Here is a 16726-nt window from a genome sequence, read left to right as displayed (position 1 = left end):
GTAATGAATGCCAAAGAAAATATATTAATGGCCTACCGGCATGAGGAGCCTTTGTGGGTGCCAAGCCAGACCACAGACCAGGATACCTGTCTTCCCACAATCGTGATGGAGGGACCAAAGGGTTACGGTGTTACCGTAGATGCCTTCGGCATATCCTGGACCTTCGAAGAGGGGATGGAGGGGCCTATGGTGACCAGGGGAACAAAGAGACTGGAGGATATCACAGAGTGGAGAACGCATCTGAAGATTCCGGATCCCAAAAGCTATGACTGGGAGAGGGGCGCCAGGGAGGATACCGCACAGTGGGACAGGGAGAACAAGCTTAGCAGTGTGATTATAATAAATGGCTTATTCGAGCAGTTTCACGCTATGACAGGGGTGGAGGATGCCCTGTGCGGTCTTTTGATGGAAGAAGAGGCAGCCGGAGATCTTCTGGGAGCGCTCACCGATTACCGGATAGAGGAAATAAATTTAATCGCTCAATACTATAAACCTGATAAGATACAGTTCCACGACGACTACGGATCCAATGACAGAATGTTTATGTCTCTGGAAACCTGGAGAAAGATGATAAAACCCTATTTGAAACGAATTGTGGATGCAGTACACAGCCAGGGCATGCTGTACGAACATCATTCCTGCGGCTATATTGCGCCTCTCATGGATGATTTTATAGAGCTGGGAATAGACGCCTTAAATCCCCTGCAGTTAAGCAACCATCCCTATGAGCTGAAAAAGAAGTATGGAAAGCAGATTTGTTTTGTGGGAGGATTCGATAACCAGGGGATTCTGGACAGGCAGGGCGCAGGATACCGGGAACGGTACGAGGAGTGCTTATACCGCATCAGGTTAATGGCACCGGGAGGAAGCTGGGTGGCGGAGCCGGCCATGATCGATCCCGGGATCACCGGTCCACTGGTGGACGCCTTGTATGAGTATAATGCTCCTTTATGGGAGAAAGCCGGCTATTGTCCTCCTGAAAAACCAGAGCAGATGACCCGGACGGCATATACCGCGGCACATGAGGACGGAACAAAGGCTAACTCCTGAGGTAGTTCAGGGATTCATTCCCGCAAGGAATAGATCTCTCCTGAAATTCGAATTGTAAAAATGATTGAAAATACTATAATTACCTTAAAAGATATGCAAAGTGCATAAAAAAAACAGGTAACTCTATATAAATCTAGTAAAAATGTTGTAAAGAAACAGAACAGACAGGCTAACAGGGAGGAAATGGCATATGAGCGTATCTAAGTTTCTGCATGTGGGAATTACGGTGCGGGATATTGGCAGAACCATTGAGTTTTATACAAAGTATTTCGGGTTTCAGCTGGAATTTCAGGATGTGTTTTCAGAAGAATTTATCAGTTCCCACAATGGGCTGTACCGGCTGTCGGCGGGAGCTTTTTCGGATTTTTGTTTCTTAAAATCCCCGGATGGGATTGTGTTGGAGCTGTTTCAATTTCATCCGCAAAAAGAAGGGGACGAGACGGTTTGGAACCAGCCTGGCTATACTCATATCTGCCTGCGTGTTCCAAATATTTTTGAGGCTTACGAAACTATGAAGGCAGACGGGGTTTACTTTTTCTTTCCTCCGGACAGAAGAGCCACCCCGGAGGAGCACTGGGCATTTTTAAAGGATCCGGACGGAAATTTAATTGAGCTGCAGGATTAAGAGTGCAAATTAGGATGTATGGATAGAGAAGGCAGGATAAAACAGGAAGGAGAAAGAGTATGAAACCATTGCAGATTGCAGAACTGAGGAGTATCTATGAGATGCTCTCCCTGAAGGGAAAGACAGCCCTTGTGACCGGAGGGGCCGGGGGGATCGGAAGATCCTGTGCGGCCGGACTGGCGGAGGCCGGAGCGGATGTTGTATTGATGGATATTCCCCAGAAGGCACAGATTCTCGAAGAGAATTGCAGAGAAATCGAAAAACGGTACGGCGTAAAGACGGGGAAGTGCATGGGAAATGTTGCGGACGAAGCAGATGTGACAAGAATGATCCGGGAGACAGCAGAGCTGTTTGGAAGGCTGGATATTGTATTCTCCAATGCCGGTGTTGCGGGACGCAGCGACAGTCCCTCCGGTATTTCCCTGGAGGAATGGAAGCGTGTGGTAGATATTAACCTTACAGGAATGTTTCTGGTTAACCGGATCGCGGCAAACAAGATGAAAGAGCTGGGAAACGGAGGCTCTATAATCAATACTGCCTCGATGTCAGGGCACATCATCAATAAAGGGAGCAGAAAGGATATGAGTCAGCATATGGCCGTTTATGCCGCCACGAAGGCAGGTGTGATTCAGTTCACCAAGTCTATGGCAGTCAGCTATGTGGAGGACGGCATCCGGTGCAACAGCATCAGCCCCGGAATGATTCTCTCCGGTCTGCACGATGATATGGATATGGCTCCTCTGGAGGAATTTGTAAGGGATGCGGTCCCTATGAACCGCTTTGCGTCCCTGAATGAGATTATGGGAATTGTTGTATTTCTGGCTTCTGAGCTGTCTTCGTATGCAACAGGGAGTGATTTTCTAATAGACGGCGGAGTGACCATCTGGTAAAGGAGGAGCAGGGATGAAAGCAGTTATGCTGGTGAAAGCATTTAATGAGAGCACCAAAGAGCTGGGAGAGGTAGCCTGTATGGAGGTACCGAAGCCGGAGATTGTAAATGAGGACGAGGTTCTGATCAAAGTAGCGTATGCCTCTGTGTGCGGTTCCGATCCCCATCTGCTGGAGGGATATTTTGATCTTCCTATTCCATCGCCCTGCGGACACGAGCTTTCCGGGACCATTGAGGCCCTGGGACCAAAGGCAAACCGCAAAGGGCTGAAGGTAGGGGATAAAGTAACAGGCAATTTTTACCGGACCTGCGGTTCCTGTGACTACTGTCTTGGAGGGGAATCTCAGTTCTGCGAACATGCAGAGGGCCTGGGGGCTGCCCAGGCGGAGTACATCGTATGGCATGAGGATCAGGTATATAAGCTGCCGGAAGGGGTAAGTCTTTTGGACGCGGCACTGACAGAACCCTTTAATATTGCGGTGCGGGCAGTGGAACTGGCGGACTTCCGGCTGGGGGCTCACGTGGCTGTCTCAGGCGGGGGCGGCATCGGCCTTATGATGACCCAGCTTCTGAAACGGAGCGGCGCAGGGCGGGTGACCGTGCTGGAGCCTATGGAGGGAAAGCGAAAAAGAGCGTTAGAGATGGGCGCCGATTACGTGCTTAATCCTCTGGATCCGGATATTGAAGAGCAGGTGCAGAAAATTACGGGCAATAAAGGCTTTGATGCAGTGATTGAGTCCTCCGGAAACGGACCCGCGGCCAGAAAAACCCTGGATTTTGCTGCCAGGGGAGCACATCTGGTATTCATGTCCATGTACCGGAGGGACTATGAAATGTCTATGAATCTTCTGGAGTACACCTACCGGAAAGAGCTGAGAATCCAGGGAATGTATCTGGCCCAGGAATCCTTCCCCAGGGCTGTTAATATGCTTCCCCAGATGAATTTTAAGCCGGTGGTGGAAAAGATATATGCTTTGGATGAGTGTAAGCAGGCCTACGCGGATCAGAAATCAGGAAAATATGCAAAGCTGGTTTTTGACTGTACCAAGTGAGAAAGGAGCTTTTATGATAGAGTCTTTGGAACATGCATTTTCCCTGAAGGAGAAAGTGGTCCTGATAACCGGGGGAAATAAGGGAATTGGAAAAGGAATCTCCCTGGCTATGGCGCAGAGCGGAGCCAGTGTTGCTATTATGTGCAGAAATCAGGCAAGCGCTGCTAAGACCATAGAAGAGCTAGAGCAATTCGGCGGTGTCCACCGGGCCTATGAAGGGGATGTGACAAAGCAGGAGGATGCCAAAAGAGTGGTTGCCAAAGTGGCTGAGGATTACGGAAGAATTGATGTGCTGGTAAACAATGCCGGGATTGCCACTCCCTTTGACCCGATGGAAGACACAGATGATCTGAGCGGATGGTACCGGGTATTGGACGTAGACTTAAACGGAACATTTCTTATGTGCCATTATGCAGGGCTGAAGATGAAGGAACAGAAGGGAGGGCGGATCATTAATATCACCTCCAATTCTTCCAGGATTGTGAATATCCCCCAGAAAAGCTGTTCCTACAACGCGGCCAAAGCGGCCGGGGACAGGCTGACCAAGTGCCTGGCCTATGAATGGGCACAGTATGGTATACGGGTAAATGCAATCGCTCCCGGATATACAGAGACCAATCTGGTAACGGGAGTGAAGGATGAGGGAGAGACGAAGGGATGGACGGATTATTGGCTGTCCTGCACTCCCACCGGGCGTTTTGGCAAACCCATAGAAATCGGGGCTGCGGCTGTCTACCTGGCCAGCGAGGCGGCAGAACAGGTTACAGGAGCAGTCCTTACCATAGACGGAGGATATATGCTGGCGAGATAGGAGGTGCGCTATGAGCAATTCAGAAAACTGGGTAGATATGCGCGGCATCTGCAAGCGGTTCGGCGGAGTTGTGGCTTTGGACAACGTCTCTCTCAAGGTGAGAAAGGGTGAGATTCATGCGCTCATGGGAGAGAACGGGGCAGGAAAATCCACAATTATGAAGATTTTGGCCGGATCCCTGGAAAAGGATGAGGGGGAAATATACATAGGAGGCAAACTTGCCAATATAAAAAGTCCCAAGGATGGAATGGCCTATGGAATCTCCATTATCTACCAGGAGCTGATGCTGGTAAACGATCTGACCGTAGCTGAAAATATTTTCATCGACAGTCTGAACAAAGACAGTAAGATTATCAACTGGAAGGAGCTTCGGAAAAAGGCGCAGGAATATCTGAACGAGACAGGATTTTCGGATATAAAAGCAACGGATGAGGTAGGTGATTTGACGGTGGCATACCAGCAGGTGGTGGAAATCTGCAAGGCCCTGTCCAGAAATGCTTCTGTACTGATACTGGACGAGCCTACCTCCGTGCTCTCCAACAATGAGGTCGTGCACTTGTTCCGTCTGCTGCGGAAACTGCGGGAGGAGGGAGTTGCCATCATCTATATCTCCCACCGTCTGGAAGAGGTCATGGAGCTGTGCGACAGAATAACCATTATGAGGGACGGCACCTACATTGACACGGTGGAGACCTCTTCTATTACAAAACAGGAGCTGGCCAATAAAATGGTAGGAAGAGAGCTTCAGGACTATTATCCCAAAAGGGAGGTCCGGATAGGACCGGTAAATTTCAAAGTGGAAAATATCAGTGTCAGAGGGAAAGTCAGCAACGTTTCTTTTGAGGTCCGCCAGGGAGAGGTTCTGGGAATCAACGGTCTTGTAGGGGCGGGAAGGACAGAGACCATCCGGGCTATCTTCGGAGAGGATAAAAGGGATTCCGGAAAAATCTATCTGGATGGCAGGGAAGTAACCATTCGAAGCCCCAGGGATGCCATACACAACGGGATAGGACTGCTGCCTGAAGACAGAAAAACCCAGGGAGTACTGCTGGATCTTCCGATCCGAAATAACATTACCCTGGGGTGTCTGAAGCTTTTTAAGACAGCTTTCGGGAAGCTTTCGGGAAAGAAGGAGACCGCGTATATCAACGATATGGTAGAGCAGCTGTCTATCAAGGTGGGAAGTATAGAAAATGATGTGTCCAGCCTGTCCGGCGGAAATCAGCAGAAGGTGGCAATTGCAAAGCTATTGGCCTCAGACTGTAAAGTACTGCTGCTGGATGAGCCTACCCGGGGTGTGGATGTAGGTGCAAAAAGAGAGATCTATAAAATTATCAATGATTTTGCTGCCAAAAACTATTCTATTGTGATGATATCTTCCGAGATGCAGGAAATTATGGGGATGTGTGACCGGGTGATTATCATGAGGGGCGGCGAAGTCACCGGAGAACTGGATAAGAAAGACTTTTCGGAAAGTAACCTAATCTCTTACTCTATGGGGGTATAGGCTTCTACAGGATTATAAAAGCGGAGGATGCGAATATGAGCGAGGCAAAAGTTGCAAATAAATTTAATTTAAAGAAGTTTTTTAAGGAAAACAATGCGATTATCATCTTTGTTTTACTGATTATAATTGCCAGCTGCCTGTCACCGAATTTTCTTTCCCAGAGAAACGTTGTGAATGTACTGAGGCAGCAGGTGCCGTATGCCCTGGTAGGGATCGGGTGCATGCTTGTCATTATGACCGGGGGCATTGACCTGTCCTGCGGTGCAATTCTGGGGGTGGGAAGTGTGGTTATCGCCCTGCTTCTCACAAAAGAAAGCATTACCTCAGTTCCCGCACTTCTCGGGTGTGTTGTGATTACTGCCCTTGTGGGCGGAGTCATAGGACTGCTGAACGGTGTGCTGGTAGCGTATTTTAAGATGGCGGCATTCATTGCCACTCTGGCTGTTATGACAATGGCCCAGGGACTGGCCTACATTCTCACAAACGGACAGCCCATCCGTCTGCCGTCCACTCCTGCCACAGATGCTCTTATTGCGTTTGCGGAAATTAAAGATCCGCTTCTGGGAGTGCCGGTTGCTGTATACGTAACGCTGATTGTGATTCTGCTGTTCGTATTCTTAATCAAATGGACTTCCTACGGTCGTCTTACCATAGCGTCCGGAAGCAACGAGACAGCAGTGCGCCTGTCCGGTATCAATGTGAACCTCTACAAGGCGGCGGCATATACCATCTGCGGTGCGCTCAGTGCACTTGCAGGAATCTTTGTTACCTGCCGGGCAGCCATCGGAACCCCGGCTACCGTATCCGGCGGATACGAGCTGGACGCAATTGCTGCCGTGGTTATCGGCGGTGCGAATCTGGAGGGCGGAAAGGCATCTGTTGTAAATACCATCATCGGTGTACTGATTATGGCATTGATAGGAAATATCATGAACCTGCTGAGTATTGCTGCTTATCCCCAGAAGGTTGCAAAGGGTGTGATCATCATTGCGGCAGTTCTCTTGAAAAGTATAGGAAACAAAAAGCAGTAACAAAGGGAGTGAAATGAATTCACTAATAAAAAAGCGTAAATGAAAGGAGAAGGATTTATGCAGAAAAAGAAAGTAAGAAAACTATTGGCAATGGCACTGACAGTGGGGATGGTAGCAGGTTCCCTGGCAGGCTGCGGGGACACCAAGGCTAGCTCTGATGAGGTGAAAGAAGAACCGGCAGCAGAAACGAAGGAGACAGAAGCAGAAGAATCCGATACCACGGCAGCCAGTGACACCAAGGCGGAGGACACTGCCGATACAGGTGACTTACACGAGATCTACAAGCTTACTGAGAGAAATGCCCTGAGCGGGCTGGTATCTCCTGCTATGAAGGACAGAAAGGATATTGACAAGGCACTGCCTAAGGAGCAAAAAGGAAATCTTACCATTGGCTTATCTATGGGCCAGATGGGAAGCTCTTTCTTTACAGAGATGATTGACAGTGCAACAAAGGCGGCTGAGGATTATGGGTATGAGCTGGTTATGCTGTGCGCGGACGGCAATATTTCCAAGCAGAGCGCGGATGTGGAATCCATGATTACAGCCGGATATGATGCGATTATCCTGAATCCTATGGACGTTACAGCAGCGGCAGCAGATGTAAAAAGAGCGGTGGAAGCAGGAATTCCGGTTATCGGTGCCGGTGTAGACTTTGCAGAGGACGTGCCGGTGGTTACTTCTATCCTTGCCAACAACTACTTCGGCGGCTGGGAATCCGGACTCTATATGGGTGAGTTCTTCAAGGATCAGCATATTAAGGCAGCAGCGATTTTGGGTATGATGGGACACACCATTGATGAGAGCCGCATCAACGGCATGATCGCAGGAATTCTGTACAAACGCGCAGAACAGCAGGGCAATCCTTACGCCTGCCAGGAAGACGCATACCTGGAGGCAAATGATCTGTTCAGCGAGCTGAGAGATAAAGGAAAATTCAGCAGTGACAAATGGGATTTTGAAATTGTTGCCCAGGGTCAGGGTGACTGGACAAATGAGGGCGGACTTGCAGCGGCAGAAGATATTATCGCCGGAAACTCTGACATAAATTTAATTATGGCAGCCTGTGACCCCATGGGCGCCGGGGCAATCAAGGCAATCAAAAATGCAGGTCTCACACCCGGAAAAGATATCTATGTAGCCTGCGCCGCAGACGGCGGAAAAGAAATGTTCCCGTATCTGGAGAGCGGAGAGATGCTGGTAACCGGATACAACAGCCCGAACTTAAACGGTTCCGCTGCAGTGGATCTGATTCATATGATGTTTGAGGAAGGATACGACGCAAGCAACCTTCCGGCCGCATCAGATCTTCCAAACGGAGCTATCACAAAGGAAAACTGGAAAGAGTATGAGGATCCGGATCTGCAGTACTGCAAGGTGCTTCCTTTTGAGTGGAAAACCATTGATCAGATCAGAGAAGAGGCACAGAGCAAATAGTGCGGTGAAATATAGGGAATGAATTCTTAGGCAGGAGGTAGTTTATCTCCTGCCTAAAGACAAAAGGGACTTCGGGTGAAGCGTATGGAAAAAATGAAATCAGTGTATTTTGCAGCAAAGGATAAGATTGAGGTCCGGGAGGTGAATATCCCAGAGGTACGTCCCGGAATGGTTAAGATAAAGACAGCCTATGCCGCTCTTTGTGCCACAGATGTGCATATGGTGACCATGGGGGTTCTGGGCGCTCAGCCGGGGATTCCCCTGGGGCATGAGGCATCGGGTGTGATAACTGAGCTGGGAGAAGGAACCGGGGATTACGGTTACCGGATCGGGGACAAGGTAGTGGTGGCGCCGGTGGCAGTGTGCGGAAAGTGCCCCATGTGCAAAAAGGGGCTGCCCCAGTACTGTCTTCAGGCAGCGCCGGTAGCGGCATTCAGTGAATATATTGTCACAGACATCAGCGCAGTATATAAGATACCCGCGGATGCGGATTTAAAGAAGTATTCCCTGGTGGAGCCTTCCGTGTGCACCATACGCGCCATGGATCTGGCGGGAATCAAACATGGACAGACCGTGGCGGTGTCCGGGATCGGCGGTATAGGCTCCATACTGCTGAATATGGTGCTTCTGGCAGGGGGCGCCAGGATAACAGCCATTGATCCCGTGCCTGAGAAGCGCCGGCTGGCGCTGGACATGGGCGCGGAGTATGCGCTGGATCCCTTTCATGATGATTTGGAGAAGAGAAGCATGGAGATTACTGAGGGAAATGGGTTTGATCACGTATTTGAAGTGTCGGGCTCGCCAAAGGCGGCCAATGTATGCCTTGACCTTGTGGCTCACTGCGGCAAAGTAACATATTTTGCAGTGTTTCCCCCTGCGTATGAGATGCCTCTGAATCTCTATAAACTTTATATGAAGGAGGCCAGTATTCAGACAGTATTTACAAGCCATTATCTGTTTCCCCGGGCAATTAACCTCATTCCCAGGGTACAGACGGAGAAAATTATCGGAAAGGTAATTCCTCTGGCACAGGCGCTGGATGCCTTTGCGTTATTTCAGGAGTCCAGATATCCTAAGATTTTACTAGAATGTTAAACAGGCAAATTCCAGAAAGGAGGAATATATATGGCCGACACACAAGTTGTAATGAGTTTAAAAGAAAAAGCGTATCAGATGCGGGTGAATCTGCTCACACTGTGCGGAACTTTTGAGGGCAGCGTTCACATAGGCGGAGATTTGTCTATGACAGATATCATGATTGCCCTGTACCACTATGGGCTGCATGTAGACCCAAAAGATATCAGGATGCCGGGCCGGGACCGCTTTATCCTCAGTAAGGGACACGGTGCGGTAGGAATGTACATCGCTATGGCGCTGAAGGGATTTTTTGATTTTGATGAGATTCTGAAGACCTACGGACAGCTGAACAGTGCATACGGAATGCATCCCTGCAAGGTCAATCTGCCCGGAGTGGAAACCTCTTCCGGGTCACTGGGGCACGGACTGCCCATTGGATGCGGGATGGCCTTTTCCGCAAAGGTAAACCAGGAAAAGCACAGAGTATTTGTTCTTCTGGGCGACGGGGAATCCCAGGAGGGAACTACCTGGGAAGCAGCGCTGAACGCCCATCAGTATAAGCTGGGAAACCTGGTTGCATTTGTAGACAGGAACTGTCTTCAGCTGGATGATTTTACGGAAGACATGATGAAGATGGAACCCTACGGGGATAAGTGGAAGGCATTTGGCTGGAATGTGGTGGAGGTTGACGGGCACGATATGGCTCAGCTGGTGGATGCTCTGGATCAGCTGCCTTCTCCCGAGTCGGATACCCCCACAGTGGTTATCTGCCGGACGGTAAAAGGAAAAGGCGTTTCCTTTATGGAAAATAATCCTGACTGGCATGCGGGCTCTGTCAGTGAGGAGGATATGAATAAGGCGCTTGCAGAGATACGGGCAGCCTGGGATAAGGAAAGGGGTGAGTAATATGGGTGTAACGTTTAATTTTGGCCAATTCGCGGCATCCAGAACAATCTGCGGAGATACTCTTCAGGAAATGGGTGAGAGAAATCAGAAAATCTATGTGCTGACAGCAGACTTGATGCGTACCTGCAGTGTAAAAGGATGCAAAAAGGCATTCCCGGAGAGATTTATCAATGCAGGCATAGCAGAACAGACGATGCTTGGCATGGCGGCGGGACTTGCCCTTGAGGGAAATATCCCCTATGCCACCACAATGTCCACCTTCGCCTCTATGCGCGCCTGCGAACAGCTCCGGACAGATATCTGCTACCAGAATCTCCCGGTGCGCATCATAGCGACCAACGGGGGGCTTACCTCCACCGGGGGATCCACCCATAATGCCATGGAGGATTTGGGAATTGTGCGATCTATGGCCAATATGACCCTCATCGTTCCGGGGGATCCGGGGATTGTGAGGGATGTGCTGCTGGCTACCGAGAACCATCCCGGCCCGGTGTATATACGTCTTGCCAGAGGAAAAGGCGAACCTGTGGTGTACCAGCCCGGAGAGGTAACCTATCAGGTTGGGAAGGCTATCGAGACAAGGCCCGGAAAGGATGCGGTCATCATAGCCTGCGGGGTTATGGTGGCTCAGGCTGTTGACGCGGCCAATTCACTGGAAAAAGAAGGGATCTCCGTGAGAGTACTGGACATGCATACCCTGAAGCCCATTGATGAGGAAGCCATTGTGAGAGCGGCCCGTGACACCGGTGCGATCCTGACACTGGAAGACCATTACACCATTGGCGGCCTGGGAAGCGCTGTGGCAGAGGTAATTGCAGATAAGAATCTGGACTGCAGGTTTACCCGTATGGGTATCCCCCAGGTATTCCCGGGATTTGGAGACGGACCGGAGCTTTATGACAAATACGGATTCGGCCTGGAGGGAACTATCGCAGCCTTGCGTGACATGATAAAATAGGGGGAAAGAGAATGAGAGAATTTGACCTGTTTGTAAATGGGGAGTGGGTCCGCCCTGAAAAAGAAGCATGGATTGATAACGTTAATCCTGCAACGGGAGAAGTGTTCTGCCGGGTGAGGGCAGCGGGGGAAAAAGAGGTGGAGGAGGCCCTTCGGGGCGCCTATGAAGCCCGGAAAAGCTGGGGACACTCCCTGGCCAAGGAAAGAGAAGCCATTCTCTTAAAAGCTGCCGACTGCCTGGAGGAAGACGCAGAAAAGTATATACCGTGGCTGATTGACGAGAGCGGATCCTCCCTCACAAAGATTACTGCAGAGATTGCCAGCTGCACCGGACTAATCCGGACCGCTGCCGGGGAATGCTGCCGTATATCGGGAGGGGTAATCCAGGGAGAATACCCCAATCACCTTTCTTACTACACAAGAAATCCGCTGGGAGTGGTGGTGGGAATCGCCCCGTTTAATTATCCTTTATTTCTGGCAATCAATAAGGTGGCTTTCGCCATTGCAATGGGGAATACTTTTATTCTGAAACCGTCGTCCTGCACGCCCTTATCCGGCCTTGTGATTGCCAGGTGCTTTGAAAAGGCCGGACTTCCCAAAGGCGTGCTCAGCGTCCTTCCGGGGTCCGGGAGGGTGGTGGGCGACGCCCTGACCGCAGACAGGAGGGTGCGGATGGTTGCCCTTACAGGTTCCAGCCAGGTGGGACAGAGGCTTGCCGTGCAGGCTGCCTCCTCTCTGAAACGGTACTCCCTGGAACTGGGAGGGAAGAACCCTATGTTGATACTAAAGGATTTTGATGTGGATAAAGCGGCGGATATTGCTGTATTCGGTGGATATTTCCACCAGGGACAGATCTGTATGGCCACCAGCAGAATCATTGCCGAGGAACCTGTCTATGAAAAGTTCTGTGAGGTGATGGCGGAGAAAACGGGCAAGATCGTCATGGGAGATCCCCACGATCCGGAGACAATCGTTGGTCCACTGATTCACGAAAAACAGTGCCAGGTTTTAGACCGTCTGATAGAAGATGCGGTGAACAAAGGGGCAAAGCTTCTTGCCGGGGGAAAGCACAGGGGCGCTTTTTACGAACCAACGCTTTTAAAGGATGTCACCCAAGAGATGGATATTTTCTATGAAGAATGTTTCGGACCGGTGGTATGTGTAATCTGCGCAGAAGATGCCCGGCATGGGGTGGAACTGTGCAATGATAATGAGTATGGCCTGTCCAGTTCCATTCTGACCAATGATATCACGCTGGCCCTCTCCCTTTCTGAGGAGATAGAAGCGGGGATGGTGCATATTAATGAATCTACAGTGGTAGGCTCCACCCGTGCGCCCTTCGGAGGCGTGAAGATGAGCGGTGTAGGGCGGGAGAACAGCTCATTTTCAGCGGAGGAATATACGGAATTGAAATGGGTTACGGTTCAGCATTAAAGAGAGGGGGACGGTGACATAACTGCAGCGCCGGGGGCCAGAGGTGGCCCCCGGCGCTGCAGTTATGTCACCTGGTTATTGGAAGAGGGAAAACTTGTCCCTTACCATAATTAATCAGCATATTAGGCGAAAATAAACTCACAGAAACTGCATGTATGTCAGTTTACAGGCGTTTTTTTGAGGCTTTTCTTAACATATTTTGAATAACATTTCCTATGGCCGGCTGTTTGATGCTTATTTCCAGCGGCCTTATCTTTAGCTGCAGATCAGCGGCGATATTCATTATATAAATGTTCTTTACCGGGAGAAATTCTGTTTCTCTACGGTATAAGGTCAAAATAGTGGACAACCTTGTCATATTATAATAAATACTTTTTTCCTGAATTCTCTATACTTTATGGTAGGAGGTGAATTGATGGGAGAGTATCTTTTGGAGCTTAGAAACATTACGAAAAGATTTCCGGGTGTTTTGGCGCTTGATAAGGTGGAATTGAAGGTGAGCCCCGGAGAGGTGCATGTCATTATGGGGGAAAACGGAGCCGGTAAATCCACGCTTATGAAGATTGTGGATGGGATATATCACCCTGACGAAGGGGAGATGCGGCTGTATGGAGCTAAGACTGTGATTCAGTCCCCTATGGATGCCATGAGAAACGGCATTGCTATGATACACCAGGAGTTGAATACGGTGCTGGATATGACGGTATCGGAGAATATATTTCTGGGAAGAGAGATAGGCAGGGGGATTCTGTATGATAAGAAGGCTATGAAGCGCGAAGCACAGAATGCACTGCAGCAGCTGGGGCTGGAGCTTGATCCCAATCTAAAAATGAGGGAACTGTCTGTGGCAAAACGGCAGATGGTAGAGATTGCAAAAGCTGTTTCTATGAAAGCCAAAGTTATAATTATGGACGAACCCACTTCGGCTATCTCTGATAAAGAAGTGGATGCCCTTTTCCGGGTGATTGGGGAATTCCGTTCCCGGGGCATAGGGATTGTTTACATATCCCATAAAATGGATGAGATATTCCGCATTGCAGACCGGATCACGGTAATGCGGGACGGAAAAACTGTGGGTACTTATGAAGCGTCCCATCTGACAGCCAATGAGCTTATTGCAAAGATGGTAGGGAGGAGTATAGAGGATGTATACCCCCCAAAGATTCCCCATGAGCTGGGTGAGGAGATTTTAAGAGTCAAAGCTCTGAGCAGCGGTTCTCTGTTTAACGGCGTGGACTTTTCGCTCAGAAGAGGTGAGATTCTGGGAATTGCAGGGCTTATGGGAGCGGGAAGAAGTGAACTGGTAGAGACGATCTTCGGACTGCGGCGGGCGGACAGCGGAGAAATCTATATAGGGAGCTCCAGGCTCTCTATAAAAAGTCCCCGGTATGCAATTCGTGCCGGATTGGCCTTTGTCACTGAAGACAGGGCGCAGTCGGGGCTGAATCTGAAAACTACAGTGAAAAAGGATATGAGTATCCTCACCCTGAAGCAATTCTGCCGGTGGGGGCAGGTGATTAACAGCAGGAAAGAAAATGAGGGGGTGGATCAGAGAATCCGGCAGCTCAATATTAAGACCCCTTCCAGAAATCAGGGAATCAGGAATCTTTCGGGTGGGAATCAGCAGAAGGTGATTATTGCCAGATGGCTCATGTCGAATCCGCAAATTCTCATAATGGACGAACCTACCAGGGGAATTGATGTGGGGGCAAAATACGAGATTTACAGTATTATGAGAGAGCTGGCGGCGGGCGGGAAGGCGATCCTGATGATTTCCTCAGAGCTTCCGGAAATCCTGGGAATCTGTGACCGGACACTGGTTATGCATGAGGGCCGTATCACAGGAGTATTGAAAAAAAATGAAATGACACAGGAGGCAATTATGAAATATGCAACAGGATTGGGGGAAAATATTGAAGATGCTAAGTGAGAAGAAGAATATAAAAACGATTATTTCCAGATACGGGATTTATATTATTTTTCTGGTTATTTTCCTGGTGCTGTCCATTGCAAACCAGGCGTTTTTTACCCCGTCCAATCTGCTGAATATTTTAAAGCAGGCATCTACTGTGGCTGTAATAGCCATTGGCCAGACACTGTGCCTCATAACCGGAGGGATGGATCTTTCATCGGGTTCTATCATGGCTTTGGCCGGGGTGACTTCGGCCATGTTCGGCCTGGCAGATAAAACGAATATGCCGGCAGCATTTTTAACAGCAATCCTGGTTGGCATGTTATGCGGCTTTATAAACGGGCTGATTGTATCCAAAGGGCGTGTCCCTGCTTTTATTGCCACTTTGGGAATGCAGCAGGCAGCCAGAGGGATGGCACTCCTTGTGACAAATGCCACTCCCGTTTTTGGTCTGTCAGCCGCCTATATCTTTATGGGCAGCGGAAAAGTACTGGGAATTCCTATGCTGGTTATTATTATGGTCGCGGTTGTTATAGTAACTGCCTTTATTCTGAATAAGACCAAATTCGGCCGTCATGTTTATGCGGTAGGAGGGAATGAACAGTCAGCTCATGTGTCGGGAATCCGGGTGCAGCGTGTGAAGCTTATCGTCTATACCGCTGCCGGGGCACTGGCTGGTCTTGGAGGAATTATGCTGGCGGGGAGAATCCAGTCCGGAACTCCGACGATGGGGGAAGGATATGAACTGGATGCCATTGCCGGGGCTGTCATCGGGGGTGTCAGTACTTCAGGAGGTGTGGGAACCATATATGGCGCAGTGATTGGCTCGCTGCTCATGGCAATGATAAGCAATGGGCTGGACTTGATGAATGTATCGGCATATTATCAGCAGATCATCAAAGGTATCATTATTGTTCTGGCAGTGCTGCTGGATGTGCAGACAAAAAGCAGTAAAAAATAATGGAAAGAACTTTGTATTCCACAAAGGGAAATAATCATATAAAATGGAGGTATGAAAATGAGAAGAAAATGGATGGCAAAGATGTTAGTACTCACAATGCTGGCAGCAGGTCTTGCGGGCTGCGGTGATACGGCAAAAGAGAGCAAAGAGGAAGAAAAAACGGGAACAGAAGAAAAAGCGTCTGAGGAGAGCGCAGATGACTCCGGGAAAGAAGAGATTACCATAGGGGTAACGTTCCAGGGACTGTCGGACGAATATATTGTTCGGCTGAGCGACGCATTTAAGAAAAGGGCAGAAGAGGCAGGTGTCAATATCCAGGTGGCTGATGGCCAGATGAATGCAGAAAAACAGGTGGGACAGGTAGAAAACTTTATTGCCCAGAAGGTAGACGTGATTGTTATGAACCCCATATCAGCGGATGGCTGTGCACCTGCTGTGACGGCGGCAAAGGAGGCAGGGATCCCTATTATCACTTTGATTTCCACCACCTCAAACCAGGATCAGGCCAGCACTTATGTAGGCTCTGACGCCGTAGAATCCGGAGAGATCCAGGCAGAAATGGTAGTAGAGGATCTGCAGGGAAAGGGAAATATAGTTGTTATGTTTGGCCAGATGGGGCATGATGCACAGATTGGCCGTTATGACGGTCTGAAGAAGACAATTGAGGGAACGGACATCGAGATTGTTGCGGAACAAACCGCCAACTGGTCCAGAGAAGACGGAATGTCTCTCATGGAAAACTGGCTTTCCTCCGGAAAAGAGATTGATGCCGTGGTAGCCCAGAACGATGCTATGGCACTGGGCGCCGTGATGGCAATTGAGGAAAAAGGGATGACAGGCAAGATTAAGGTATATGGCATTGATGCTCAGGGAGAGGCCTTGGATGCGGTGGAAAAGGGAACCATGTCAGGTACGGTCTTCCAGAATGCAGAGAAGCAGGGCAGTGAATGTGTGGATGTAGCGATTAAAGCCGCAGGCGGAGAAACCCTGGAGAATAATTACTATATTCCCTATGAAGGCGTGCGTGCAGACAGTGTAGATAACTATAGATAGAAAAGAAAAAAGGTCTGCAGAATCCGG

At 49.5% G+C, this 16726-nt stretch carries 15 protein-coding genes; all 15 read left to right on the top strand.

Annotated elements, in window-relative coordinates; translation table 11 throughout:
* Positions 1–3 precede the first annotated feature (3 nt).
* The 15 genes from BUA56_RS15705 to BUA56_RS15630 all read left to right on the top strand — a co-directional run bounded on the left by BUA56_RS15705 (position 4) and on the right by BUA56_RS15630 (position 16699).
* Positions 4–1050, top strand: a complete 1047-nt coding sequence (locus tag BUA56_RS15705; RefSeq protein WP_072853420.1) for a uroporphyrinogen decarboxylase family protein — start codon at positions 4–6, stop codon at positions 1048–1050.
* 190 nt (positions 1051–1240) lie between these two features.
* Positions 1241–1675, top strand: coding sequence for a VOC family protein (locus tag BUA56_RS15700; protein WP_072853418.1), 435 nt, complete (start codon positions 1241–1243; stop codon positions 1673–1675).
* A gap of 59 nt (positions 1676–1734) precedes the next feature.
* Entirely contained in the window at positions 1735–2565 is an 831-nt protein-coding gene (locus BUA56_RS15695; protein WP_072853416.1) for an SDR family NAD(P)-dependent oxidoreductase, read from the top strand.
* A gap of 13 nt (positions 2566–2578) precedes the next feature.
* Positions 2579–3616, top strand: coding sequence for a zinc-dependent alcohol dehydrogenase (locus tag BUA56_RS15690; RefSeq protein WP_072853414.1), 1038 nt, complete (start codon positions 2579–2581; stop codon positions 3614–3616).
* 13 nt (positions 3617–3629) lie between these two features.
* Positions 3630–4427: an SDR family NAD(P)-dependent oxidoreductase gene (locus BUA56_RS15685; RefSeq protein ID WP_072853412.1), complete on the top strand. Its 798-nt coding sequence runs from the start codon at positions 3630–3632 to the stop codon at positions 4425–4427.
* A gap of 10 nt (positions 4428–4437) precedes the next feature.
* Entirely contained in the window at positions 4438–5934 is a 1497-nt protein-coding gene (locus BUA56_RS15680) for a sugar ABC transporter ATP-binding protein (RefSeq protein ID WP_072853410.1), read from the top strand.
* A 35-nt stretch (positions 5935–5969) separates the two neighbouring features.
* Entirely contained in the window at positions 5970–6965 is a 996-nt protein-coding gene (locus BUA56_RS15675; RefSeq protein ID WP_072853408.1) for an ABC transporter permease, read from the top strand.
* Between the two features lie 57 nt (positions 6966–7022).
* The gene (locus BUA56_RS15670; RefSeq protein ID WP_072853406.1) at positions 7023–8399 is read left to right on the top strand and encodes a substrate-binding domain-containing protein; all 1377 of its coding nucleotides are present in this window, start codon (positions 7023–7025) and stop codon (positions 8397–8399) included.
* A gap of 84 nt (positions 8400–8483) precedes the next feature.
* Positions 8484–9494: a zinc-dependent alcohol dehydrogenase gene (locus BUA56_RS15665; RefSeq protein ID WP_072853404.1), complete on the top strand. Its 1011-nt coding sequence runs from the start codon at positions 8484–8486 to the stop codon at positions 9492–9494.
* Between the two features lie 30 nt (positions 9495–9524).
* On the top strand, positions 9525–10382 hold the full coding sequence (locus BUA56_RS15660) for a transketolase (RefSeq protein ID WP_072853402.1): 858 nt from the start codon (positions 9525–9527) through the stop codon (positions 10380–10382).
* Between the two features lies 1 nt (position 10383).
* Positions 10384–11340 (top strand): transketolase family protein, encoded by a 957-nt coding sequence (locus BUA56_RS15655; RefSeq protein ID WP_072853400.1) that lies wholly within the window; start codon positions 10384–10386, stop codon positions 11338–11340.
* Between the two features lie 11 nt (positions 11341–11351).
* Positions 11352–12773, top strand: coding sequence for an aldehyde dehydrogenase family protein (locus BUA56_RS15650; protein ID WP_072853398.1), 1422 nt, complete (start codon positions 11352–11354; stop codon positions 12771–12773).
* Between the two features lie 415 nt (positions 12774–13188).
* Positions 13189–14703 carry a sugar ABC transporter ATP-binding protein gene (locus BUA56_RS15640; RefSeq protein ID WP_072853394.1) on the top strand — a complete coding sequence of 505 codons (1515 nt, stop codon included), beginning with the start codon at positions 13189–13191 and terminating at the stop codon, positions 14701–14703.
* Positions 14663–15646 (top strand): ABC transporter permease, encoded by a 984-nt coding sequence (locus tag BUA56_RS15635; RefSeq protein ID WP_072853392.1) that lies wholly within the window; start codon positions 14663–14665, stop codon positions 15644–15646. The genes BUA56_RS15640 and BUA56_RS15635 overlap by 41 nt, the downstream gene beginning before the upstream one ends.
* A 57-nt stretch (positions 15647–15703) precedes the next feature.
* Entirely contained in the window at positions 15704–16699 is a 996-nt protein-coding gene (locus tag BUA56_RS15630; RefSeq protein ID WP_158641015.1) for a substrate-binding domain-containing protein, read from the top strand.
* Positions 16700–16726: the final 27 nt, after the last annotated feature.

Source organism: Lactonifactor longoviformis DSM 17459 (assembly GCF_900129135.1).
Classification (GTDB): Bacteria; Bacillota; Clostridia; order Lachnospirales; family Lachnospiraceae; genus Lactonifactor; species Lactonifactor longoviformis.
Note: the sequence above shows the minus strand (reverse complement) of the source record. Positions and strands in the feature narration are given on the sequence as shown.